Source organism: Stutzerimonas stutzeri (genome assembly GCF_018138085.1).
Lineage (GTDB): Bacteria > Pseudomonadota > Gammaproteobacteria > Pseudomonadales > Pseudomonadaceae > Stutzerimonas > Stutzerimonas stutzeri_AI.
Map to the genome: position 1 here is coordinate 1113911 of NZ_CP073105.1, position 22024 is coordinate 1135934.

Sequence of the window (22024 nt, forward strand, 5' to 3'; positions counted from 1 at the left end):
AGACATGCTGAGCGATGACGAGCTGCTGCGCTACAGCCGGCAGATCTTGCTTAAACAGGTCGACATCGAGGGTCAGCTCAAGCTCAAGCAGAGCCGGGTACTGATTGTCGGGCTGGGCGGGTTGGGCTCGCCCGTGGCGCTGTACCTGGCCGCCGCAGGTGTCGGGGAGTTGCACCTGGCGGACTTCGATACGCTCGATCTGACCAATCTGCAGCGGCAGGTCCTGCACGATACGGCCTCGGTCGGTGCGTCAAAGGTGGATTCGGCGATTGCGCGGCTGTCGATGCTCAATCCTTCGATCGCGCTGGTGCCGCATCGCTCGGCCATGGACGCCGATACCCTGGCTGGGGCCGTGGCCGCAGTGGATCTGGTACTCGATTGCACGGATAACTTCGCCGTCCGTGAAGCGGTCAACGCGGCCTGCGTTGCGGCGAAAGTACCTTTGGTGAGCGGCGCTGCCATTCGCCTGGAGGGTCAGCTCTCGGTGTTCGACCCCCGTGTCCCAACCAGCCCTTGTTACCACTGTCTCTATGGTCATGGCAGCGAAGCCGAACTGACCTGTAGCGAGGCGGGCGTACTGGGTCCGGTCGTCGGTATGGTTGGTAGCCTGCAGGCGCTCGAAGCCCTGAAGCTGCTGGCCGGGTTCGGTGAGCCGTTGATCGGTCGCCTTCTGCTGGTGGACGCGCTGTCCAGTCGCTTCCGCGAGCTCAAGGTCAAGCGCGACCCGGGCTGTGCGGTTTGCGGTAGTAGCCATGGCTGACAACGCGCCGATCGGCGTCTTCGACTCGGGGGTTGGTGGCCTCTCCGTGCTGCGTGAAATTCGAGCGCGCCTACCGGGTGAGTCCTTGCTTTATCTGGCCGACAGCGGGCATGTGCCTTACGGTGAGAAAAGCCCGGAGTTCATTCGGGCGCGTTGTCGGGCGATCGCGACCTTCTTATTGGAGCAGGGCGCCAAGGCGCTGGTGCTGGCCTGCAATACGGCCACTGCTGCAGCGGTGGCCGAGCTGCGCGAGCGTTACCCGAATGTTCCATTGGTAGGAATGGAGCCAGCGGTGAAGCCGGCAGCCCAGGCTACCCGTAGCGGCGTGGTGGGTGTGCTGGCCACGACCGGCACCCTGAAGAGCGCCAAGTTCGCGGCCTTGCTGGATCGCTTTGCCAGTGACGTGTGCGTCATTACCCAGCCATGTCCTGGCCTGGTGGAGTGCGTCGAAGCGGGCGAGCTCGACACCGAAGCGACGCGCTCGCTGTTGCAGGGCTTCGTCGAGCCCCTGATCGAGCAGGGCTGCGATACGTTGATCCTCGGCTGTACCCATTACCCGTTCCTCAAACCGCTACTGGCCGAGCTGCTGCCCGCTACGGTCACCCTGGTGGATACCGGAGCGGCGGTGGCGCGGCATCTCGAAACGGTACTGGCGGCCCGGGACCAGCTGGGTGATGGCGCGATGACCACGCGCTTCTGGAGCAGCGGCGATCCCCGTCGATTGGCCGGCGTATTGCCTATACTTTGGGGCGAAAACGGGCGGGTTGAAGCCTGCCCCGTATAGGAACTCCCCGCTGCGCCAGCTTTCTGTATTTGAGGTAAAGCTCGAAAACAAGCGATGCCAACTTTCGATAAGGAAATTCCGAATGAAAAAACTGATCTCTCTCGCTGCCGTTGTGGCTGTTTCGCTGGGCCAGGTAGCGACCGCGCAGGCGCTGGATCTAACCGCGGCCGTCGGCCAGACTGGCGAGTCGACCATGACCTATCGCCTTGGTGCGCAGCTGGACTTCAACCGCAGTTGGTTCCAGACCAGTGTCGGCCGTGTGACCGGCTACTGGGATGCCGGCTACACCTATTGGGAAGGCGACGAAACGTCCAGCAACCATAGCATCTCGCTGGCCCCGGTGTTCGTATACGAGTTCGCGGGTGATTCGGTGAAGCCTTATCTGGAGGCGGGCATCGGCATTGCAGCCTTCGAGAACACCGAAATCGAGAACAACGATCTGGGCTCGTCGTTTCAGTTCGAGGACCGCTTGGGTGCCGGGCTGCGATTCGCGGGTGGGCATGAAGTCGGTATCCGCGCAATTCACTATTCCAACGCCGGTCTGAAGAACCCCAACGACGGCATCGAGAGCTACGCGGTGCACTACCGGGCATCGTTCTAAGCCGGCGACGCTATGGCTGACGGCGCCGCGCCGCCGTCAGCGTTCTTCCAGATAGGCTGAGGCCGAGCCCTTGCGCTCTTCCAGGCAATCTTCCGAGCCCAGTTCGAATTCCCTACAAATCAGCGGTCGTCTTGCATAGATCGAACAGCGCATGCTGTCTCGATCGAGCGCTGCACACCAGCCGTCGTCCAGGCGGCGCATGACCTGGCCGCCCCAGGCGTCCTCGTCGATGAAGCGCTCGGGGACGCCGGTATCAGTGAGCAACAGTACTTCGAGCCGGCAACAGCAGGCTGCACAGGTCGAGCAACTGACGCCGTCGTCTGGTAATTGGCGGTGAGGTATCGAGGGGGAGGTCATGCCCGCAGTCTACGCGTCTGGACCGGGGATGGCTGCTGTTGATCAGGGAGCCGCCAGCACGGGACCGTGCTGGCGGTTGCCGTCAGCTGTCTTCTTCGAGCTGCTTGTTCTTCCAACCTTCGCCACCCGGCAGGAGGAGATTGAGCGTCAGCGCGATGATGGCGCACAGCGAAATGCCCGACAGGCTGAATTCGCCAAAGCCGAAAGCCATGCCGCCGATGCCGAACACCAGGGTCACGGAGACGATGATCAGGTTGCGCGCTTCGGCCAGGTCTACCTGATGGCGAATCAAAGTACTCAGGCCTACCACCGCGATCGAGCCGAACAGCAGGCACAGGATGCCGCCCATGACCGGCACCGGGATGCTCAGCAGGCCGGCTCCGAACTTGCCGATAAAGGCCAGGACGATCGCAAAGATCGCGGCCCAGGTCATGACCTTCGGGTTGTAGTTCTTGGTCAGCATGACCGCGCCGGTGACTTCGGCATAGGTGGTGTTGGGTGGGCCGCCGAACAGGCCGGCGGCCGAGGTCGCCAGGCCGTCACCCAACAGCGTGCGGTGCAAGCCGGGCTTTTTGATGAAGTTGTTTCCCGTCACGCCCCCGATTGCCACCACGCCACCGATGTGCTCGATCGCAGGCGCCAGCGCCACCGGCACCATGAACAGGATCGCGCCCCAATGAAACTCGGGTGCGACGAAGTTCGGCACAGCCAGCCACGGCGCAGCGACGATGCCGGTTGTATCCACTACGCCAAAAATGAATGACAGTCCGTATCCGACCGCGACACCGGCAAGAATGGGAACCAACCGGAACAGGCCTTTACCCAGTACGGCAACGAGCAGCGTCGTAAGCAAGGCGGGCATGGAGATCATCATTGCCGTCGCGTACGGAACCAGCTGGGCGCTGCCGTCTCCCGCCTTGCCCATCGCCATGTTCACCGCTACCGGCGAAAGCGCCAGCCCGATGGAAATGATGACCGGAGCGATGACGACGGGCGGCAATAGTCTGTCGATGAACCCTGGGCCTTTGAGGCGAACCGCGAAGCCGAGCACCATATAGACTATGCCTGCCGCCACTACGCCGCCGAGCACAGCCGGCAGGCCGAACTCTCCCTTGGCGGCGATGATCGGCGCGATGAAGGCAAAGCTGGACGCGAGAAAAACCGGTACCTGGCGTTTGGTGACCAGCTGGAATAGCAGGGTGCCGAGGCCGGCGGTGAACAGCGCGACGTTGGGATCCATGCCTGTGATCAGCGGCATGAGCACCAGGGCGCCGAACGCCACGAACAGCATCTGCGCACCGGCCAGCACCTGGCGTCCGAGCGGCTCTTCCATGGGTTGTGGCATGCTCAGACGTCCTTTTGCTTGGTGCCGAAGATCTTGTCTCCCGCGTCGCCCAGGCCGGGCACGATATAGCCGTTCTCATCCAGGTGATCGTCGATCGATGCGGTATAGATGATGACGTCGGGGTGGGCCTTTTCCACCGCCTGTATGCCTTCCGGCGCTGCAACCAGGACCAGGGCGCGGATTTCCTTGCAGCCCGCTTTCTTCAGCATGTCGATCGCCGCCACCATGGATCCGCCGGTCGCCAGCATTGGGTCGATGATCATCGCCAGGCGCTGATCGAGGTCGTCCACCAGTCGCTCGAGGTAGGTGTGAGCCTGGAGGGTTTCCTCATTGCGTGCGATACCCACCGCACTGACCTTGGCACCGGGGATCAGGCTGAGCACGCCGTCGAGCATGCCGATGCCCGCCCGCAGGATGGGAACGACGGTAATCTTCTTGCCGGAAATCTTCTCGACCTGCACCGGGCCGCACCAGCCATCGATGCTGTAGTTCTCCAATGGCAGATCTCGAGTCGCTTCGTATGTCAGGATCGAGCCGACCTCTTGCGCCAGTTCGCGGAAGTTCTTGGTGCTGATGTCCGCACGGCGCATCAATCCAAGCTTGTGGCGAATGAGTGGATGGCGGATCTCTCTAATGGTCATGGACGGCTCCGGCGGTCGAATAAACCGGCGTAGATTAATGCATCGGGCTGATACCGGCTATTGAAGCGTCAAACGGGGCTTGCCCTGACAAGGGCCGCATCGGTATCGTCGCGCCCTTTATTTTGTGGGTAGCCGACCGAGCTGCTTGTATCCTCAAACTGTCTGGAGCATCGCCATGTCCGTCGATCTCGCACATATCCGCCAGATCATGGCCGAAGCCGATTGTCTTTATGCTGAAGCCGAGGTCGAGGCGGCAATCGATGCGATGGCTGCAAAAATCAATGCGGACCTGGCGGAGCGTAATCCCGTCGTGTTCTGCGTCATGAACGGCGGGCTGATATTTTCAGGCAAGCTGGTACCCAAGCTGAACTTCCCGCTGGAGCTCTCCTATCTACACGCTACGCGTTATCGCAACGAGACCAGCGGTGGTGAATTGTTCTGGAAGGCCAAACCCGAGATCTCCTTCATCGACCGCGACGTGCTGATCATCGACGACATTCTCGATGAGGGGCACACGCTGGGAGCGATCATCGATTTCTGCCGGCATGCCGGTGCGTCCGCCGTGCATACGGCCGTATTGGTCGACAAGGATCACCAGCGTAAAGCCCGTCCAGACCTGAAAGCCGATTACGCGGGGCTCAGTTGCGTTGATCGCTATGTATTCGGCTACGGCATGGACTACAAGGGTTACTGGCGGAACGCCCCCGGTATCTACGCCGTCAAGGGCATGTAGCAGCTACATCATCCCTCCGCGGTCACGGGCGGATGCCGTCCGACCCGCGTGCCAATCGCGCGACGATCCGTCGCGCGATAATCCTCTCTCGAAACCTTCATTGCTTATCGCCCAGCGCCTGGTACCGGGGCGCCGTTCGCGCTGCCGATCCCTGGGCCTCCGGCCGCGAATTGCAAGCTTCCTTAGCGACTGTTTCGTTTCGCCCCACGTGCGCAGGTTCGGTAACGCCTTGGCTTGGCGTGATCGATCTTCGCGTGGCGGCCGATGGTCGCACACCAGGTGGTTGGCTTCGGTGGTCCAGGCCTGGCTGCGGCGTTTCTAGCTGGTTTTCCACCGATTTCACGCCAACAGCGTCGCAGCTGCTCTAACTCGGGGGTTGCGCCCGTCTGGTTGGCGGCTAAGCTCTCCGGTAGCTTCGCTCGGGGGCTGCGTCTCGAACAGTCAAGTACGTGATGCAACCCACTGGTGGGAAGGCTATTCATACTTAAGGATTACAAAACAAATCAAACCTTAGTGCGCTTAACCCTCTGCTGCCGTCTGGTTAGGGTGAGCGTACTTCGAACCAACCAGGAGCGCCTCATGACAAAAACAACAAGGCAAGGAATCTTCCAGCCCAAGACATTGGCTCTCGCCATTGCTCTGGGTTCTGTCGCACCGGCTTATGCGGTCACGTTCAACATCGGGGAGATTGAAGGTCAGCTGGATTCGTCCATGTCGATTGGCGCCAGCTGGTCGACGGCCGATCGGGATATGGATCTGGTGGGTACCGCTAATGGCGGTACTGGCTATACCCAGACCGGCGACGATGGGCGACTGAACTTCAAGAAAGGCGAGACTTTCTCCAAGATCTTCAAAGGTATTCATGACCTTGAGCTGCGCTATGGCGATAGCGGTGCTTTCATTCGCGGCAAGTACTGGTATGACTTCGAACTGAAGGATGAGCATCGCCTGTTCAAGGACATCAGCGACAGCAACCGCAAGGAAGCTGCGCAATCCTCTGGCGCGCAGATTCTCGATGCTTTCCTGTACCACAACTATTATTTGGGTGAGCTGCCTGGCACGGTCCGGATTGGTAAGCAGGTCGTTAGCTGGGGTGAGAGCACCTTCATCGGGAACTCGATCAACTCGATCAACCCGCTCGATGCGGCAGCGTTCCGTCGTCCTGGGGCTGAAATCAAGGAAGGCCTGATTCCGGTCAATATGCTCTATGTGTCCCAGAGCCTGAGTGATCGCCTCAGTATGGAGGCCTTCTATCAGCTGGAGTGGGACCAAACCATCATCGATAACTGCGGAACGTTCTTCGCGAGCAACGATGTAGCCGCCGATGGTTGCGATAATAATTACACCGTGTTGTCCGCTGCGCAGCGCGACGGGATTCTCGGCGCTGGCGCTACGATTGAGCAGTTGAATGCGCTCATCGGCCAGGATTACTACGCTGGTCTGGACGAACTGGGTATTACGATCGGACCTGAAGGCGTCACCGTTCCTCGTGGTGGTGACCGGGATGCGCGTGACTCGGGTCAGTACGGCTTGGCCTTCCGCTGGCTGGCCGATGCGGCTGAATATGGTTTGTATTTCATGAACTACCATAGCCGCACGCCGACAGTTGGTTATAAAAACGCATCGGCCGCCGAGATCGGCGCGTTGCTGGGCTTGTTGGGTACGCCGGCTCCGGGCGGTCCTCTGCCACCGGGCGCTGCATTTGGCGCACTGGCATCACCTGCACTGTTGAGTAACGGTGAGTACTTCCTCGAGTATCCAGAAGACATTCGTCTTTACGGCGCCAGCTTTGCCACGACCTTGCCTACCGGTACGGCATGGTCAGGTGAAATTAGCTACAGGCCGAACCTTCCGGTGTCGCTCAACTCGACCTACACCACAGGCTTGCTTGCGACTGGTATCGGCGCAGCAATCGGAGCGGGTGATGTAGCCGGGGCAATCGGTCAGGCGGGTCTCGAGCACAGGGGATACAACCGTAAGGAAGTAACCCAGATCCAGACGACCTTTACTCACTTCTTCGATCAGGTACTTGGTGCCGGACGTGTCACCGTTGTGGGTGAGGTTGGCTTTGCTCACGTTGGCGGCCTCGAAAGCAAAAGCGACCTGCGCTATGGTCGTGACTCGATCTACGGTCTGGATACGCCGGAATACGGCAACGACGGCTTCGTAACCGCCAACTCCTGGGGCTACCGCCTCCGCGCGCTGGCTGACTACAGCAACGTGTTCGCCGGTGTGAACCTGACGCCGAACGTCTCCTTCTCCCATGACGTTCATGGTTATGGCCCGAACGGCTTGTTCAACGAGGGTTCCAAGGCTGTAAGCGTTGGTGTCGACGCCGTCTATCAGAACAGCTACACCGCCAGCCTGTCCTACACCGACTTCTTCGGTGGCGACTACAACACCCTGGTCGATCGTGACTTCCTCGCGTTGAGCGTAGGCGTGAACTTCTAAGAGGCCGCAGTAACCGCGCGGTATGGGCCGGTGTGCTCCGCCGCGCGACAAGCTTCATGCGAGCCTGCGACCAAAACAAGATCAAGAGGAACTGGAAGCGTATGAAAACAACAAGAAAATTATTCAGCGTCTTGGCCCTTTCACTGCTTGCGAGCAGCGTTATGGCCGCCGTGTCCCCTGAGGAAGCGGCCAAGCTTGGCAACTCGCTCACCCCGCTTGGTGCCGAAAAGGCCGGCAACGCCGACGGCACCATTCCTGAGTGGACTGGTGGACTGGCCACCGATGCTGCACCGCTTAACGACGGCCATGTCACCAACCCCTTCAAGGCTGAGCAGCCCAAGTTCGTCATCACCGCGCAGAACGCCGACCAGTACAAAGACAAGCTGACCGCCGGGCAGCAGGCGATGTTCAAGCGCTATCCCGAGACCTACAAGATTCGCGTATTCCCGACACATCGCAGTGCGGCCGTACCGGATCGGATCTACGAGGCAGCGAAGAAAAGCGCCTTGAATGTGGAGTTGGTCGGTGGGGGTAACGGCGTCGATAACTTCGCCGACAGCCGCTACTACGCATTCCCGATCCCGAAAAACGGTCTGGAAGTGATCTGGAACCACATCACCCGTTATCGTGGAGGCAACGTACGCCGCAACATCGTGCAGGCCACCCCGCAGACCAACGGCAGCTACACCCTGGTGCACTTCGAAGACGAAGTGGCGTTCCCGAGCGACATGACGGATCTGGATCCGGAACGCGCCAAGAACGCGCTGCTGTTCTTCAAGCAGCGCGTAACGGCTCCCTCGCGACTTGCAGGCAACGTGCTGCTGGTGCATGACTCGCTGGACCAAGTGAAAGAGCCACGTCAGGCCTGGATTTACAACGCTGGTCAGCGTCGCGTGCGTCGTGCGCCTCAAGTCGCCTATGACGGTCCGGGCACCGCCGCGGACGGTATGCGGACGACCGATAACTTCGACATGTTCAGCGGAGCCCCTGATCGTTACGACTGGAAATTGGTCGGCAAGAAAGAGGTGTACATCCCGTACAACAGCTTCGATATCAACTCAAGTGACGTGAAGTACAGCGATATCCTCAAGGCCGGCCATGTCAATCAGGACCTGGCTCGCTACGAGCTGCACCGGGTATGGGAAATCGAGGCGAACCTCAAAGATGGCGAGCGGAACATCTACGCCAAGCGTCGTTTCTTCGTAGACGAGGATACCTGGCAGATCGCCGAGTCCGAGCTCTATGACGGTCGCGGTCAGCTGTGGCGTGTGGGCGAGGCGCACCTGCTGCAGTACTACCAGCACAAGGTGCCGGCTTATGCGTTCGAAGCGCTCTACGACGTGATTTCCGGTCGCTACATCGCGATTGGCATGAGCAACGAAGAGAAAGCCCACGAGTTCGGCTACAAGACCTCCGCCCGGGATTTCACTCCCGCTGCGCTGCGAAATGCTGGGGTGCGTTGATCAACTGACATCCACTTGATGAATAAGGCGGCCAATTGGCCGCCTTTTTTTTTTGCATGCGGCGGGGGATGATACTTTTTGGCCATTAGCAGGGCCGGGCATCGGCTCGGGCGGGCTGAAGGCGTTGCGCCAGTCGACAAATGCGGCGGCATCGTGCAGGTTGTGGTCGCATACAGGTACCGGTACGGTTCGAGTTTGTGCACGGAGCGGATCCAGACCGCTGCGCTCAACGCGTTCTCAATGGATTGATACGAATAAGAGAAACCTCGCTATGTCCGTACGCTTCAACCCTGGTGTCCTCAGTACAGAAGCCGCCGCGCAGGTTCAGGTCGCCACGATTCCGCGTCTCCCCCCGTTGCACGTGCCGCGGCCACGGCTCGTCGATGCACTGCTCGAAGCCCGTTGTCGGCTGCGTTTGATATGCGCGCCGGCGGGGTTCGGCAAGAGCGTACTGATGAACGAGTGCGCACGTCTGGTACCGGCCGATACCCATCTTGTCTGGCTCGATCTCGGTGGTCGGTCATATTCTGCCGAAGCGCTTTATTTACAGCTCAGCCGATTGCTCGATACGTCTCCCGTCGCCAGTGGCGACGTTCAGCAAGATCTGGTCAACCTGCTGCATGAGTTCCAGCGGCCGCTGTGGATCATGCTCGACGACTACCCGAGAGAAACCACCGCGCAATTCGATGCGTGCCTCGATCTGCTTCTCGAGCGTGGCCCCGAATCCGTCAGCTGGTGGGTGAGCAGTCGCCGGCAGCCCGCCTGGAAATTGCCTCGGCTGTTGCTGCAGGGCGATCTGTACGAACTTGAAGCCGAGGCGCTGGCGCTAACGGCTGGTGAGCTCGGCCAGTTGCTCAAGGCTCACCGCCTCGAGCTCGCCGACGACACGTTCAAACAATTGCTGGTCGGCAGCGAAGGGTGGTTGGCGGGTGTCAGTCTATTGTTGCTGAACGCGAACGAGCAGGCGGTACGCGAGCGGTTGGTGGCGGGGACGCCCTTGTTGCGGGATTACGTTCAGCGCGAAGTGCTCGAAGGGCAGAGCGAAGACGTGCGTCGCGCATTGTTCGCACTGGCGCGAATGCCGCGTTTTTCCGCGCAGCTGTGTGAGCACGTGCTCGATGGGATCGGAAACGACATTCTCGACGTGCTCAAGACGTTCCAGTTGTTCATCCGCCAGATCGACAACTGCGGTGAATGGTTTCGCCTATGGCGCCCGCTGGCCTCAATGCTGCGGCGGATGCCCGAGGCGATATCACCCACGCAGACCCATCTGCGCGCCTGTCAGTGGTTCGCCAATCGCGGGGAGATGCGCGAGGCGGTAGAGCATGCGCTATGGGCTGGGCAGCCCGAGGTGGCGGCCAATTTCCTGCAGCGCTACGGACAGGAGCAGCTGCTCATCGGCGATAACGTCTCGCATTTCATGAAATGGCGCAGCGAGTTACCGCAGGACCTGTTCAACAGCACCACGCGCTTGATCGTCTTGCACGGCTGGGCGTTGATCATTTCTGCGCGGCTCGATGAGGCTGATGAATGCCTCGCGGGGCTGGCCAAGTTCTTCCCCCAGCCCGATGCCAGACGTCAGGCGCAACTGCTCGCTCAATGGCAGGCTCTGCGCGGCTTCCTGGCACGCTTGCGCGGCGAGCCCGAGGCCCGAAACTACTGCCTTCAGGCGTTGGAGGTGCTTTCCGATCACGCCTGGGCGCAGCGGGTGCTGTGCTATCAGGCGCTGACCCAGCAGGCGATGGCTGAGAACCAGCTGGAGCTGGCTCAACGCTACAACAGCGAAGGCATGAAGCTGGCGCGACTCAAGGGCAGCGTGCTGTATGAGGCCATGCTGAATGTCGATCGTATCCAGTTACTGGAGATCACAGGAGAGTTCGAGCGCGCCGTTGGGGTGCTCGAAGAGTCGCTGTTGGTGCTACGCGACACTGTCGCCCATAGCCCGATCATTGGCCGGCTGAAACTGCTGCAGGGGCATCTGCTGGCGTATCAGGGCCTCGACGAGGCGGCTCGGGACGCTTACCAGCAGGGGCGAGTCGAGACCGAAACCTGCGGTGACTCTTACATGTTCTTCGGCTATGCCGGCCTGGCCGAACTGGCTGCCCGCAATCAGGAATTCCCGACGGCTTACCATTGGTTGCGTGAAGCCGAGCGCCTAACTCAGTGGCGGCACGTGCCCGAGGCGCGTTTCCGCGGCATTTTGCCGTTGATAACAGGGCTGACCTGGTTGCATCAGGGGCAACTGAAAAAGGCCAGGACCGTTTTCATCCAGGTATTGGAGCTGTACGAGGGGCACACCTACCTGGCTCCTTCCGGGTTTTACGAATTGCTGCCACGGGTGCAGCGTTACCTCGCGGTGGTCGAGCTGCTCTCCGGCCGCTTTGCGCTGGCCATCGGTACGCTGCGGGAGCTGATCGAGCAGAATCTCCGCTCGCAACGGATGGGACTGGCATGCGAGTGTCGGTTCACGCTTGCAGAAGCGCTGCAGCTGGATGGCCGGCATGACGAAGCGGAACTGGAGCTGCGCAAGGCGCTTGGCGAGGCCGCGCGGCAGCATCTGATCAAGCCGTTGTATGAATTGCAGCATCGCCAACCGCAATGGCTCGCCAGCGTGTTGCCTGCAGGCAAAGGGGAGAGTCTCCGCGATCGGCTGCATCACTTCGAGCGCGAGCCTGAAGATTCGCTGAATGCCGCTGGCGAGGTGATTCTCAGCAATCGCGAGCTCACTGTGCTGCGTCTTATCGCCCAAGGTTGCTCGAATCAGGAAATCGCCGAACAGCTCTTCATCTCGTTGCACACGGTCAAGACCCATGCCCGCCGAATCAACACCAAGCTGGGCGTTGCCAGGCGGACACAGGCGGTCGCTCGCGCCAAGGCGCTGGCCTGGTTATGAGCAACTGACGAGTCGCTGGAGATGAGGCGCCGGGCTGCTGCGAGACGGCGCGATGTGAACGCCTCGCAGCTATGGGGCAGAACAGTTGCCGGCTCGTAACAGGTAGAAACCAGCCGTAGCAAAACGAGTGGCTTTATCGGGCGGCGGAATGCGCGTGTTTGGTCAGGCGATAGGTGCTGGCGTGTTCGCCGCGTTCGATCGCGAGGCTGAACTGCAGGCTGGTGATCAGACGCTCGAGTTGCTGCTGATCGCGCCATTGATTGGTGCTGATAAAGCGCTTCACCGCGACGCCCGTTGCATCGGTCAAGGTCAGCAGTATGCTGCCGTCCGGCTTCTCGATGCTGAAATTGACGTTGTACTCCGGCTGGAATACATCGCTGATCTTCTTGAATGGACTGTCCATCGCCGCGTACCTGATTGGTTGACCCAACCAATGGACCGGGCGGCGATTAACTAGTTTCGCCCGTTTGGCGTGGGGCCTGCGGCAAAACGAAGCAGTGCGCCGGTGAAGGCTATCGCGAGTCCTCGGCTTCGCTCGAGTCTGGCAGCTCTGCCAGGGCCTCGGGGTTGTTCTTGAACGCCTTGGCGAACAAATCCCGGTGCCTGGCCATGAAAATGCCGATGTCATCGGCTTGCTGTTCGCTCAGCGATGGTGCCGCCTTATGCAGTGCTGCTGCCAGCGCTTCGGCCAATTCCAGCATCTTGTCGTGACGATCGGCTTCGGCTTTATCCATGAACAAACGCTCCAGGTCCCGGCTGCTGCGGTATACCACTTCGACGGCCATTTACCACCTCGGCTCAATGAATGAATACTGGTTGTTTATACAGCTTATGGTGTTCGGGACTGAATGAAAAGCGCTGTGTGTCAGTTGGCCAGCTCAGTCGTTGAAATGTCCCTGAAGCCGCTCGGCGCGAAACTCCAGGCTACTGCTGCGATAGCCCTGACGCAGCGGCGGCAACGGCGCACAGGACTCCCAGCGCTGACCGGGCTGCAGGTCGCCCGGGCCGCGGTATCTTGGGGCATCGTAGTTCGACGTCACCAGATTCAGGCTGCCCCCGGGCGAATACGCGGCGACATCCCAGCGCAGACTTTGTAGAGCGCGCGAACTGTGGTTATCGAGGGTAATACGCAACGGCTGCGCAGCTGGGCAGATAGCCGGTGCATAGACCAGTCTCAGCTCGAGTTGAGCGAGCAGGTGTTCTTCGCGCTGTTCCTGCCAGACCACCCAGGCCTCGACCAGTCCGAGGCCAAGCAGTGCACCCAGGGAAATCGGAATGGCTCGAACAGGATAGCGAATCAGCAAGATCACCCAGGTGACCAGCAACAGGGCACCGATCAGCATGGTGAGTACGTACTTGAACAGCTAGGCATCGATACATCGCTCTTTGTTGGGGGCGATAACCTCCTGGTTTCGGCCCCGGCAGGTCGCATCCGCCGCCGTCTCGCTAAGCGGCTGCGAAGCGGCGAGGGCAGGTCACTCCTCTTCTGCAGGCCGAGCATGCCGGGCGAGTCGTTCAAGGGCGGCCTTGAGTCTGGGATCGGCGATGCCCTGTGCTGTTTCATGAAGATTATCGGCTGCGCGTGTCGACAGCGCCGGTGCCGGCCCGGGCTTGTGTCGCGGCGCCTCGGGGGGCTGTACCTTGAATTGGATCCGGCCCAGATCCCGGAACTCTTCCATGGCCTGCAACTGCCGCTGCAGCCTGCGTTGCTGATAGCGCAAACGCGTCGCCCAATGCCCATCCGTGACAATCAGCAGCAGGATGCCGTCGCGCCATGAAGCCACGCGGCAGTACTCCCGTGCGGCCGGTTGCAGCTGAGTCTCGACCAGTTGTTGCAGCCGATCGAGCCGCCGCGCTTCGCCGAACAAGGCCTTCAACGGTTTTGCCTCGCGCAGCAGCGAAGCGGGAGCTTTGGCTGGCAGGGGGCGCAACGACATGGTGAAACCCTGGGGTGAGAGGTGAGCTGGCATATTAGCAGAAGCACCCGCGACGTTTATGAAGGGGGCGGTCGTTCGGTATGCCGGGTGACGCATCGCGCAAGCAGGCGGGCCGCGGCTGCGGTTGTAATGGCGAATTGGTAGCGTTGCGGCTGAAGATGACTGTCGAGTCGGAGCAACCGTCGCAGCGCCGGCCGCCGTAGCTGCGCAGTAGGCACCTTTCCTCCCCGACGTTTCCGAGTAGAATGCCCCCTTTGCACGCAGCCGTGGTGGCCCTGCGGCCGTGCCTCCATCCCCAGCATGGAAGTCTTTGTCGATATGTTTGCGCCTTTAATGAAGAAGCTCTTTGGTAGCAAGAATGACCGCGAGGTCAAGCGCATGCTCAAGGCGGTACAAGCCGTCAATGCGCTCGAAGAGCAGATGCTGTCTCTCTCCGATGAGCAGTTGCGGAGCAAGACCGAAGAGTTCAAGGCCCGCCTCGGCCAAGGCGAGACCCTCGACCAGATCCTCCCGGAAGCGTTCGCGGTCTGTCGTGAAGCGGGTAAGCGTGTGATGGGCATGCGCCACTTCGACGTTCAGCTGATCGGCGGCATGACGCTGCACGAAGGCAAGATCGCCGAGATGCGCACCGGTGAGGGCAAGACCCTGGTGGCGACACTCGCGGTCTATCTCAACGCGTTGGCTGGCAAGGGCGTTCACGTGGTGACAGTGAACGATTACCTGGCGCGGCGCGATGCCAACTGGATGCGCCCGCTGTACGAATTCCTCGGCCTGACGGTGGGTATCGTCACGCCGTTCCAGCCACCGCAAGAGAAGCGCGCGGCCTACGCGGCGGATATCACTTACGGTACCAACAACGAGTTCGGCTTCGATTACCTGCGCGACAACATGGCGTTCAGTCTCGAAGAGAAGAACCAACGCGAACTCAATTTCGCGGTCATCGACGAAGTGGACTCGATCCTCATCGACGAAGCGCGTACGCCGCTGATCATTTCCGGTCAGGCCGAAGACAGCTCCAAGCTGTACCAACAGATCAACCAGCTGATTCCTCTGCTCAAGCAGCATATCGAGGAGGAGGAGGGCGTGGTCACCCAGGAAGGCCATTTCACCGTCGACGAGAAGACTCGCCAGGTCGAACTGAACGAGGCCGGGCATCAGTTCGTCGAGGAAATGCTGACCAAGGCCGGTCTGCTGGCCGAAGGCGAGAGCCTCTATTCCGCGCATAACCTCGGGTTGCTGACCCACGTCTATTCCAGCCTGCGCGCGCACAAGCTGTTCCACCGCAACGTCGAATACATCGTGCAGAACAACCAGGTTCTGCTGATCGACGAGCATACCGGCCGGACCATGCCGGGCCGTCGCCTGTCGGAAGGTCTGCACCAGGCCATCGAAGCGAAGGAGGGCCTGCCGATCCAGCCGGAAAGCCAGACCCTGGCTTCGACCACGTTCCAGAATTACTTCCGTCTGTACAGCAAGCTTTCCGGCATGACCGGCACCGCCGATACCGAAGCTTTCGAGTTCATGCAGATCTACAACCTGCCGGTGATGGTCATCCCGACCAACAAGCCGCTGGCACGTAAGGATTACAACGACCTCGTCTACCTGACGCAGGAAGAGAAGTTCGCCGCGATCATCGCCGACATCAAGGACTGCCAGAACAACGGTCGCCCGGTGTTGGTCGGTACCGCGACGATCGAGAGCTCCGAATACGTGTCGCAACTGCTGCAGAAGGAAGGCATCGAACACAAGGTGCTCAACGCCAAGCACCACGACAAGGAAGCCGAGATCATCGCCCAGGCCGGGCGCCCCGGGGCGGTGACGATCGCGACCAACATGGCCGGTCGCGGTACCGATATTCTTCTCGGCGGCAACTGGGAAGTGGAGGTCGCGTCGCTGGAGAACCCGACCGACGAGCAAGTGGCGCAGATCAAGGCCGAATGGCAGAAGCGGCACCAGGCCGTGCTCGAGGCCGGTGGTCTGCATGTGATCGCGTCCGAACGCCACGAATCACGTCGTATCGACAACCAGCTGCGTGGCCGTGCCGGACGTCAGGGTGACGCCGGCTCGAGCCGCTTCTACCTGTCGCTCGAAGACAGCCTGATGCGCATCTTCGCTTCCGATCGGGTGAAGAATTTCATGAAGGCGCTGGGCATGGAGTCCGGCGAGGCCATCGAGCACCGCATGGTCACCAACGCCATCGAGAAGGCTCAGCGAAAGGTCGAGGGTCGCAACTTCGACATGCGTAAGCAGTTGCTCGAATACGACGACGTCGCCAACGAGCAGCGCAAGGTGATCTACCACATGCGCAACAGCCTGCTGGCCGCCAGCGAGATTGGCGAGACCATCGCCGAGTTCCGCCGAGAGGCCCTCGATCACGCCATCAGCCAGCACATTCCGCCCCAATCGCTGCCGGAGCAGTGGGATATCGCCGGCCTGGAAGCGGTGCTTTACAGCGATTTCGGTACGCGTCTGCCGGTCCAGCAGTGGCTCGACGAAGACGAGAAACTGTATGAGGAAACCCTGCGCGAGCGCATCCTCGAGGCACTGGTCGCCGCGTATCACGAGAAAGAGGACCTGGCAGGTGCCGAGGCGCTGAGGACCTTCGAGAAGCAGATCGTGCTGCGTGTGCTCGACGACCTATGGAAGGATCATCTGTCGACCATGGATCACCTGCGTCACGGTATCCACCTGCGTGGCTACGCGCAGAAGAACCCGAAGCAGGAGTACAAGCGCGAATCGTTCGCCCTGTTCCAGGACCTGCTCGAATCCATCAAGCGCGACAGCATCCGCGTGCTATCCCATGTGCAGGTACGCCGCGAGGATCCTGCCGAAGAGGAGCAGCGCCTGCGCCGTGAAGCCGAGGAACTGGCGCAGCGCATGCAGTTCCAGCATGCTGAGGTGTCGGCGCTGGAGCAGGACGAGGTCGAGCCGGAGGCCGAGGGCGGCATAGCCACGGCGGCTGCGCCCGCCCGCGCTGAGCAGAAGATCGGGCGTAACGAACCCTGTCCTTGTGGCTCCGGCAAGAAATACAAACACTGTCACGGGCAGGTTCAATAACCAGAGCCTCCCGATACGACCCACGCCGCGACCGGCTTAGCCGCTCGCGGCGTTTTTCTCCCCGTTTTCCGGTGGCCGAAGGCCATCCAATCGTCCCCTAAGGAGTGCATCAATGGCTGTCGGTCTTGGTCCCTTACCTACTCTGCATCCTGTTCCCGGTTTCGAGCTCGGCATCGCGTCGGCCGGCATCAAGCGACCGGGGCGCAAGGATGTCGTGGTGATGCGCTGTGCCGAAGGATCGACCGTTGCCGGCGTGTTTACCCTGAATGCGTTTTGCGCTGCACCGGTGATTCTGGCCAAGCAGCGGGCTCAGGGCGCGGTGCGCTATCTGCTGACCAACACAGGCAACGCCAACGCCGGCACCGGTGAACCGGGGATGCAGGCGGCAACGCGCAGCTGCGCCAGCCTCGCGAAACTGGTCGGCTGTGACGAACACGCCGTTCTGCCGTTCTCCACCGGCGTAATCGGTGAGCTGCTGCCGGTCGACAAGATCGAGGCCGCGTTGCCGGCCGCCATCGCGGACCTGGACGAGAATCACTGGGCCGAAGCGGCAACCGGCATCATGACCACCGATACCCTGCCCAAGGGCGCGAGCCGTCAGTTCCAGCATGATGGCGTCACGGTCACCGTGACCGGTATTTCCAAAGGCGCCGGCATGATTCGCCCGAACATGGCCACTATGCTTGGCTATATCGCTACGGATGCCAAGGTGGCCCAGCCCGTCCTGCAGGATCTGTTGCGCGATGCGGCGAACAAGTCGTTCAACCGCATCACCATCGATGGCGACACCTCGACGAACGATTGCTGCATGTTGGTCGCTACCGGCAAGGCTGCGCTCGCGGAAATCACCGAAGCCAGTGGTGAGCTGTTCGAAAAGCTCAAGAAGGCTGTGTTCGAAGTCAGCATGGAGGTGGCTCAGTCCATCGTTCGCGACGGCGAAGGGGCGACCAAGTTCGTCACGGTCATGGTCAACGGTGGCAAGAATCATCAGGAATGCCTCGATGTCGCCTATGCCGTTGCGCACTCCCCGCTGATCAAGACCGCGTTGTTCGCGTCCGATCCGAACTGGGGACGCATCCTGGCGGCGGTAGGGCGCGCGGGTGTGCCCGAGCTCGATGTCGGCCTGATCGATGTCTATCTGGGCGAGGTGTGCATCGCCAGCCAGGGTGGTCGCTCACCCAGCTACACAGAAGAGCAGGGCGCCGCGGTGATGGCCAGGGAAGAGATCGGCATCCGCATCGAACTGGGGCGCGGGGATTGCAGTGAGACGATCTGGACCACTGACCTGTCCCACGAGTACGTGCGGATCAATGCCGAATATCGAACCTGACAGTCGGGTGGGGCCGGCACCTGAATCACGAGGTGTCGCCGACCGGAACCACCAGGAAACTCGCTTTCAGCTTAGGACCTATCGTTGACTCGCATCCACGTCGCTGCTGCCGTTATCCGCTCCACTGACGGTCTGGTGCTGATCGCCAAGCGTCCGCTCGACAAGCACCAGGGCGGGTTATGGGAATTTCCGGGCGGCAAGGTCGAAGCGGGCGAGCCCGTAGAGGTCGCGCTCGCGCGGGAATTGCTGGAAGAGCTGGGGATCGGCGTGACGGCCGCGCGGCCGTTGATCCAGGTGCGCCACGACTACCCGGACAAGCATGTCCTGCTTGACGTCTGGGAAGTGACGGCATTCTCCGGCGAGCCTCACGGTGCCGAAGGCCAGCCGCTGGCATGGGTCGCATCCGAACGGTTGCCGGACTACACCTTTCCAGCGGCGAACCGTCCGATCGTCGCCGCCGCGCGCCTGCCGGATCGCTATCTGATCACACCCGACGACGCTTCCCCGCGGCAACTGCTGGACGGCTTGGCGCATGCGCTGGACGCCGGCATCCGTCTCGTACAGCTACGCGCACCGTCGCTGTCGCAGGCCGATTACCGGTTGCTGGCGGCCGACGCCCTGGCGGCGTGCGCGGGGCGTGCGCAGCTCATGCTCAAGGGGCCACTGGATTGGGCGGCCGATTTTCCGGCCGCTGGCTGGCAGCTGACGTCCGAACAGTTGCGGCGACATGCCGGGCAGTGCCGACCGGTAGCGGTCGGGCAATGGTTGGCAGCGTCCTGCCACGATGCCGAAGAGCTGGCCATGGCAACGGCGTTGGGAGTAGATTTCGTCACGTTGTCGCCGGTCCTGCCGACCCCGACGCACCCCGAGGCCGCTCCGCTGGGGTGGCTGCGGGTAGCGGAACTGCTGCAAGGCTTCAACCACCCGGCGTTCGTGCTCGGTGGCATGACGCCAGCGCATCTATCAACAGCGCGCCAAGCGGGTGCGCAGGGCGTGGCGGCGATAAGGGCGCTATGGCCCGCTGAACCTGCTTGACGATTGCCGGTCGATGGCACAGGGTCGCGCGTTACTTGAGTTTCGATAGGGAAAAGTAATAATGCCTATTCCCTTAATCAATTAACCGTATGCGGCCAGCTGCGTTATCGTAGGCCTCGTAAATTTCTGAACCCCCTGAAGGAGTTAGCAGATGTCTCTGATCAACACCCAAGTCCAGCCGTTCAAGGTCAACGCATTTCACAACGGCAAGTTCATCGAAGTCACCGAAGAATCCCTGAAGGGCAAGTGGTCGGTACTGATCTTCATGCCGGCGGCCTTCACCTTCAACTGCCCGACCGAGATCGAAGACGCGGCCAACAACTACGCCGAGTTCCAGAAGGCGGGTGCCGAGGTGTATATCGTAACCACCGACACTCATTTCTCGCACAAGGTCTGGCACGAAACCTCGCCAGCCGTTGGCAAGGCTCAGTTCCCGCTGATCGGTGATCCGACCCACCAGCTGACCAACGCCTTTGGCGTGCACATCGCCGAAGAAGGCCTGGCACTGCGTGGCACCTTCATCATCAACCCGGAAGGCCAGATCAAGACCCTGGAAATCCACTCCAACGAAATCGCGCGTGACGTCGGCGAAACCCTGCGCAAGCTGAAAGCTGCCCAGTACACCGCCGCGCATCCGGGCGAAGTTTGCCCGGCCAAGTGGAAAGAAGGCGAGAAGACCCTGGCTCCTTCGCTGGACCTGGTCGGCAAGATCTAAACGGTCGGCAAGCGCTGCGCTTAGCCGCAGCGCCTCGGTACCGTTCTCGGCAGCGTATCGCTCCGAGACACCAAACGCCTGGACGCGAAACGTCCGGGCGTTTTATTAAACGAATTTTGCAAGTCGGGAGTCGCTGTTCATGTTGGACACCAATCTCAAAGCGCAACTGAAAACCTACCTGGAAAAGGTCACCCAGCCGTTCGAGATCGTCGCGTCCCTCGGTGACGGCGAGAAATCCCAGGAAATGCTCGAGCTGCTGGAAGAGATCACCAGCCTGAGCGACAAGATCACGCTGCGCACCGATGGCGACGATGTTCGTCGTCCGTCGTTCGCGCTCAACCGCATCGGCGGCAATATCAGCCTGCGCTTCGCCGGCATCCCCATGGGGCATGAGTTCACCTCTCTGGTGCTGGCCCTGCTGCAGGTCGGCGGCCATCCGTCGAAGACCGCGCCGGAGATCATCGAGCAGATCAGGAACCTCGACGGCGAGTACCGCTTCGAAACCTACTTCTCGCTGTCCTGCCAGAACTGCCCGGACGTGGTCCAGGCGCTGAACCTGATGGCCGTGCTCAACCCGAACATCCATCACGTCGCCATCGACGGTGCGCTGTTCCAGGAAGAAGTCACGGTGCGCCAGGTCATGTCGGTGCCGAGTATCTATCTCAACGGTGAGCTGTTCGGCCAGGGTCGCATGGGCGAGGAAGAAATCCTCGCCAAGCTCGACACCGGCGCCTCGGCGCGCGATGCCGAGAAGCTCAGCGCCAAGGACGCCTTCGACGTGCTCGTCGTTGGCGGTGGTCCAGCCGGTGCCGCGGCGGCCATCTATGCCGCGCGCAAGGGCATCCGTACCGGTGTCGCGGCCGAGCGCTTCGGTGGCCAGGTGCTGGACACCATGGCCATCGAGAACTTCATCTCGGTCAACGAGACCGAAGGCCCGAAACTGGCTCGTGCGCTGGAAAACCACGTGCGCGAATACGACGTCGACATCATGAACCTGCAGCGCGCCGCCCAGCTGATTCCCGCCGAGAAGGCCGGCGGACTGCACGAAATCAAGCTGGAGAACGGCGCCTCGCTGAAGGCCAAGACGCTGATCCTGGCCACCGGCGCGCGCTGGCGCGAAATGAACGTGCCCGGCGAGCAGGAATACCGCGGCCGTGGCGTCGCCTACTGCCCGCACTGTGACGGCCCGCTGTTCAAGGGCAAGCGCGTCGCGGTGATCGGTGGTGGCAACTCGGGCGTCGAAGCGGCCATCGACCTGGCCGGTATCGTCGCACAGGTCACGCTGCTGGAATTCGACAGCCAGCTGCGCGCCGACGCCGTGTTGCAGAAGAAGCTCAACAGCCTGCCCAACGTCACCGTGATCACCAGCGCGCTGACCAGCGAAGTCCACGGCGACGGGCAGAAGGTCACCGGCCTGACCTACAAGGACCGCAACTCCAGCGAGTTCCGCCAGCTGGAGCTCGAGGGCATCTTCGTGCAGATCGGCCTGCTGCCCAACTCCGACTGGCTGAAGGGCACGGTAGAGCTGACCTCGCGCGGCGAGATCATCGTCGATGCACGCGGCGAGACTTCGCTGCCGGGCGTTTTCGCCGCGGGCGACGTGACCACCGTGCCGTACAAGCAGATCGTCATTGCGGTCGGCGAGGGCGCCAAGGCTTCGCTGAGCGCCTTCGATCACCTGATCCGCAGTTCGGTCGCCGACTGAGCCGCGGGTAAACGAAAAAGGGGGAGTCGACGCAGGTCGGCTCCCCTTTTTCGTTCTGGTGGCTCGATGCCGAGCAGCGACGAGCCGGGCTGCGGAAGGATAGATAGCGTAAATCGGGGGTCTATCCGATACACCGGATCCGCTTTGGTCGGGTGGAAACGAGCGAAGGAAGCGGCATCGACCGTTTCGTCGTGCATGTACCAGTAGTCCATGGAGC

Annotated in this window: 20 protein-coding genes; 12 read left to right on the forward strand and 8 right to left on the reverse strand. The window is 61.2% G+C overall.

From position 1 onward, the window contains the following. The first annotated feature begins 4 nt into the window (after positions 1 to 4). The 3 genes from KCX70_RS05355 to KCX70_RS05365 all read left to right on the forward strand — a co-directional run bounded on the left by KCX70_RS05355 (position 5) and on the right by KCX70_RS05365 (position 2145). Positions 5 to 760: a molybdopterin-synthase adenylyltransferase MoeB gene (locus KCX70_RS05355; protein ID WP_021208096.1), complete on the forward strand. Its 756-nt coding sequence runs from the start codon at positions 5 to 7 to the stop codon at positions 758 to 760. After that, a complete protein-coding gene (gene murI, locus KCX70_RS05360; protein WP_102847465.1) occupies positions 753 to 1544 on the forward strand; it encodes a glutamate racemase in 792 nt (263 codons plus the stop codon). Before KCX70_RS05355 ends, murI begins: the two co-directional genes overlap by 8 nt. 82 nt (positions 1545 to 1626) lie before the next feature. Next, the gene (locus KCX70_RS05365; protein WP_102847464.1) at positions 1627 to 2145 is read left to right on the forward strand and encodes an acyloxyacyl hydrolase; all 519 of its coding nucleotides are present in this window, start codon (positions 1627 to 1629) and stop codon (positions 2143 to 2145) included. A 36-nt stretch (positions 2146 to 2181) separates the two neighbouring features. Here KCX70_RS05365 and KCX70_RS05370 read toward each other — a convergent pair whose 3' ends face one another. The 3 genes from KCX70_RS05370 to upp form a co-directional block, all read right to left on the reverse strand. Further along, on the reverse strand, positions 2182 to 2502 hold the full coding sequence (locus KCX70_RS05370; RefSeq protein ID WP_021208093.1) for a YkgJ family cysteine cluster protein: 321 nt from the start codon (positions 2500 to 2502) through the stop codon (positions 2182 to 2184). Positions 2503 to 2584: 82 nt separating this feature from the next. Next, complete coding sequence (locus KCX70_RS05375; protein ID WP_031310993.1) at positions 2585 to 3847, reverse strand: uracil-xanthine permease family protein; 1263 nt, start codon at positions 3845 to 3847, stop codon at positions 2585 to 2587. 2 nt (positions 3848 to 3849) lie between these two features. Further along, positions 3850 to 4488, reverse strand: a complete 639-nt coding sequence (gene upp, locus KCX70_RS05380; RefSeq protein WP_021208091.1) for a uracil phosphoribosyltransferase — start codon at positions 4486 to 4488, stop codon at positions 3850 to 3852. 175 nt (positions 4489 to 4663) lie between these two features. On the opposite strand from upp, the gene KCX70_RS05385 reads away from it, so the two are divergent. The 4 genes from KCX70_RS05385 to KCX70_RS05400 all read left to right on the forward strand — a co-directional run bounded on the left by KCX70_RS05385 (position 4664) and on the right by KCX70_RS05400 (position 12028). Further along, the gene (locus KCX70_RS05385; RefSeq protein ID WP_212619515.1) at positions 4664 to 5221 is read left to right on the forward strand and encodes a hypoxanthine-guanine phosphoribosyltransferase; all 558 of its coding nucleotides are present in this window, start codon (positions 4664 to 4666) and stop codon (positions 5219 to 5221) included. Positions 5222 to 5800: 579 nt separating this feature from the next. Next, complete coding sequence (locus tag KCX70_RS05390; RefSeq protein WP_021208089.1) at positions 5801 to 7672, forward strand: DUF1302 domain-containing protein; 1872 nt, start codon at positions 5801 to 5803, stop codon at positions 7670 to 7672. A gap of 101 nt (positions 7673 to 7773) precedes the next feature. Then, entirely contained in the window at positions 7774 to 9135 is a 1362-nt protein-coding gene (locus tag KCX70_RS05395) for a DUF1329 domain-containing protein (RefSeq protein ID WP_021208088.1), read from the forward strand. 271 nt (positions 9136 to 9406) lie between these two features. Continuing rightward, complete coding sequence (locus KCX70_RS05400) at positions 9407 to 12028, forward strand: LuxR C-terminal-related transcriptional regulator (RefSeq protein ID WP_212619516.1); 2622 nt, start codon at positions 9407 to 9409, stop codon at positions 12026 to 12028. 133 nt (positions 12029 to 12161) lie between these two features. On the opposite strand, the gene KCX70_RS05405 is transcribed toward KCX70_RS05400, so the two are convergent. The 4 genes from KCX70_RS05405 to KCX70_RS05420 all read right to left on the reverse strand — a co-directional run bounded on the left by KCX70_RS05405 (position 12162) and on the right by KCX70_RS05420 (position 13965). Beyond that, positions 12162 to 12431 carry a DUF3509 domain-containing protein gene (locus KCX70_RS05405; RefSeq protein WP_212619517.1) on the reverse strand — a complete coding sequence of 90 codons (270 nt, stop codon included), beginning with the start codon at positions 12429 to 12431 and terminating at the stop codon, positions 12162 to 12164. A gap of 109 nt (positions 12432 to 12540) precedes the next feature. Next, entirely contained in the window at positions 12541 to 12813 is a 273-nt protein-coding gene (locus KCX70_RS05410; RefSeq protein ID WP_102847460.1) for a YebG family protein, read from the reverse strand. A gap of 93 nt (positions 12814 to 12906) precedes the next feature. Beyond that, positions 12907 to 13371, reverse strand: a complete 465-nt coding sequence (locus tag KCX70_RS05415; RefSeq protein ID WP_212619518.1) for a multidrug transporter — start codon at positions 13369 to 13371, stop codon at positions 12907 to 12909. Between the two features lie 132 nt (positions 13372 to 13503). Then, on the reverse strand, positions 13504 to 13965 hold the full coding sequence (locus KCX70_RS05420) for a DciA family protein (RefSeq protein ID WP_021208083.1): 462 nt from the start codon (positions 13963 to 13965) through the stop codon (positions 13504 to 13506). Between the two features lie 318 nt (positions 13966 to 14283). Between KCX70_RS05420 and secA the strand changes: the two genes are divergently transcribed. From secA to ahpF, 5 genes are all read left to right on the forward strand, one after another. After that, positions 14284 to 17022, forward strand: a complete 2739-nt coding sequence (secA, locus tag KCX70_RS05425) for a preprotein translocase subunit SecA (RefSeq protein ID WP_102853783.1) — start codon at positions 14284 to 14286, stop codon at positions 17020 to 17022. A gap of 112 nt (positions 17023 to 17134) precedes the next feature. Beyond that, the gene (argJ, locus tag KCX70_RS05430; protein ID WP_212619519.1) at positions 17135 to 18352 is read left to right on the forward strand and encodes a bifunctional glutamate N-acetyltransferase/amino-acid acetyltransferase ArgJ; all 1218 of its coding nucleotides are present in this window, start codon (positions 17135 to 17137) and stop codon (positions 18350 to 18352) included. 84 nt (positions 18353 to 18436) lie between these two features. Further along, positions 18437 to 19387 (forward strand): Nudix family hydrolase, encoded by a 951-nt coding sequence (locus tag KCX70_RS05435; protein WP_212619520.1) that lies wholly within the window; start codon positions 18437 to 18439, stop codon positions 19385 to 19387. Between the two features lie 151 nt (positions 19388 to 19538). Continuing rightward, positions 19539 to 20102, forward strand: a complete 564-nt coding sequence (gene ahpC, locus KCX70_RS05440; RefSeq protein WP_021208079.1) for an alkyl hydroperoxide reductase subunit C — start codon at positions 19539 to 19541, stop codon at positions 20100 to 20102. A gap of 139 nt (positions 20103 to 20241) precedes the next feature. Then, positions 20242 to 21807, forward strand: a complete 1566-nt coding sequence (gene ahpF / locus KCX70_RS05445; protein WP_212619521.1) for an alkyl hydroperoxide reductase subunit F — start codon at positions 20242 to 20244, stop codon at positions 21805 to 21807. Here ahpF and KCX70_RS05450 read toward each other — a convergent pair. Then, a complete protein-coding gene (locus KCX70_RS05450; protein ID WP_212619522.1) occupies positions 21777 to 22019 on the reverse strand; it encodes a hypothetical protein in 243 nt (80 codons plus the stop codon). The two genes, ahpF and KCX70_RS05450, sit on opposite strands and share 31 nt — an antisense overlap. Positions 22020 to 22024: the final 5 nt, after the last annotated feature.

Excerpts from the sequence above, each read along its gene's own strand:
- KCX70_RS05355 (WP_021208096.1), top strand. The coding sequence starts at position 5 with ATGCTGAGCGATGACGAGCTGCTGCGCTACAGCCGGCAGATCTTGCTT.
- murI (WP_102847465.1), top strand. The coding sequence starts at position 753 with ATGGCTGACAACGCGCCGATCGGCGTCTTCGACTCGGGGGTTGGTGGC.
- KCX70_RS05365 (WP_102847464.1), top strand. The coding sequence starts at position 1,627 with ATGAAAAAACTGATCTCTCTCGCTGCCGTTGTGGCTGTTTCGCTGGGC.
- KCX70_RS05370 (WP_021208093.1), bottom strand. The coding sequence starts at position 2,502 with ATGACCTCCCCCTCGATACCTCACCGCCAATTACCAGACGACGGCGTC.
- KCX70_RS05375 (WP_031310993.1), bottom strand. The coding sequence starts at position 3,847 with ATGCCACAACCCATGGAAGAGCCGCTCGGACGCCAGGTGCTGGCCGGT.
- upp (WP_021208091.1), bottom strand. The coding sequence starts at position 4,488 with ATGACCATTAGAGAGATCCGCCATCCACTCATTCGCCACAAGCTTGGA.
- KCX70_RS05385 (WP_212619515.1), top strand. The coding sequence starts at position 4,664 with ATGTCCGTCGATCTCGCACATATCCGCCAGATCATGGCCGAAGCCGAT.
- KCX70_RS05390 (WP_021208089.1), top strand. The coding sequence starts at position 5,801 with ATGACAAAAACAACAAGGCAAGGAATCTTCCAGCCCAAGACATTGGCT.
- KCX70_RS05395 (WP_021208088.1), top strand. The coding sequence starts at position 7,774 with ATGAAAACAACAAGAAAATTATTCAGCGTCTTGGCCCTTTCACTGCTT.
- KCX70_RS05400 (WP_212619516.1), top strand. The coding sequence starts at position 9,407 with ATGTCCGTACGCTTCAACCCTGGTGTCCTCAGTACAGAAGCCGCCGCG.
- KCX70_RS05405 (WP_212619517.1), bottom strand. The coding sequence starts at position 12,431 with ATGGACAGTCCATTCAAGAAGATCAGCGATGTATTCCAGCCGGAGTAC.
- KCX70_RS05410 (WP_102847460.1), bottom strand. The coding sequence starts at position 12,813 with ATGGCCGTCGAAGTGGTATACCGCAGCAGCCGGGACCTGGAGCGTTTG.
- KCX70_RS05415 (WP_212619518.1), bottom strand. The coding sequence starts at position 13,371 with ATGCTGATCGGTGCCCTGTTGCTGGTCACCTGGGTGATCTTGCTGATT.
- KCX70_RS05420 (WP_021208083.1), bottom strand. The coding sequence starts at position 13,965 with ATGTCGTTGCGCCCCCTGCCAGCCAAAGCTCCCGCTTCGCTGCTGCGC.
- secA (WP_102853783.1), top strand. The coding sequence starts at position 14,284 with ATGTTTGCGCCTTTAATGAAGAAGCTCTTTGGTAGCAAGAATGACCGC.
- argJ (WP_212619519.1), top strand. The coding sequence starts at position 17,135 with ATGGCTGTCGGTCTTGGTCCCTTACCTACTCTGCATCCTGTTCCCGGT.
- ahpC (WP_021208079.1), top strand. The coding sequence starts at position 19,539 with ATGTCTCTGATCAACACCCAAGTCCAGCCGTTCAAGGTCAACGCATTT.
- ahpF (WP_212619521.1), top strand. The coding sequence starts at position 20,242 with ATGTTGGACACCAATCTCAAAGCGCAACTGAAAACCTACCTGGAAAAG.
- KCX70_RS05450 (WP_212619522.1), bottom strand. The coding sequence starts at position 22,019 with ATGGACTACTGGTACATGCACGACGAAACGGTCGATGCCGCTTCCTTC.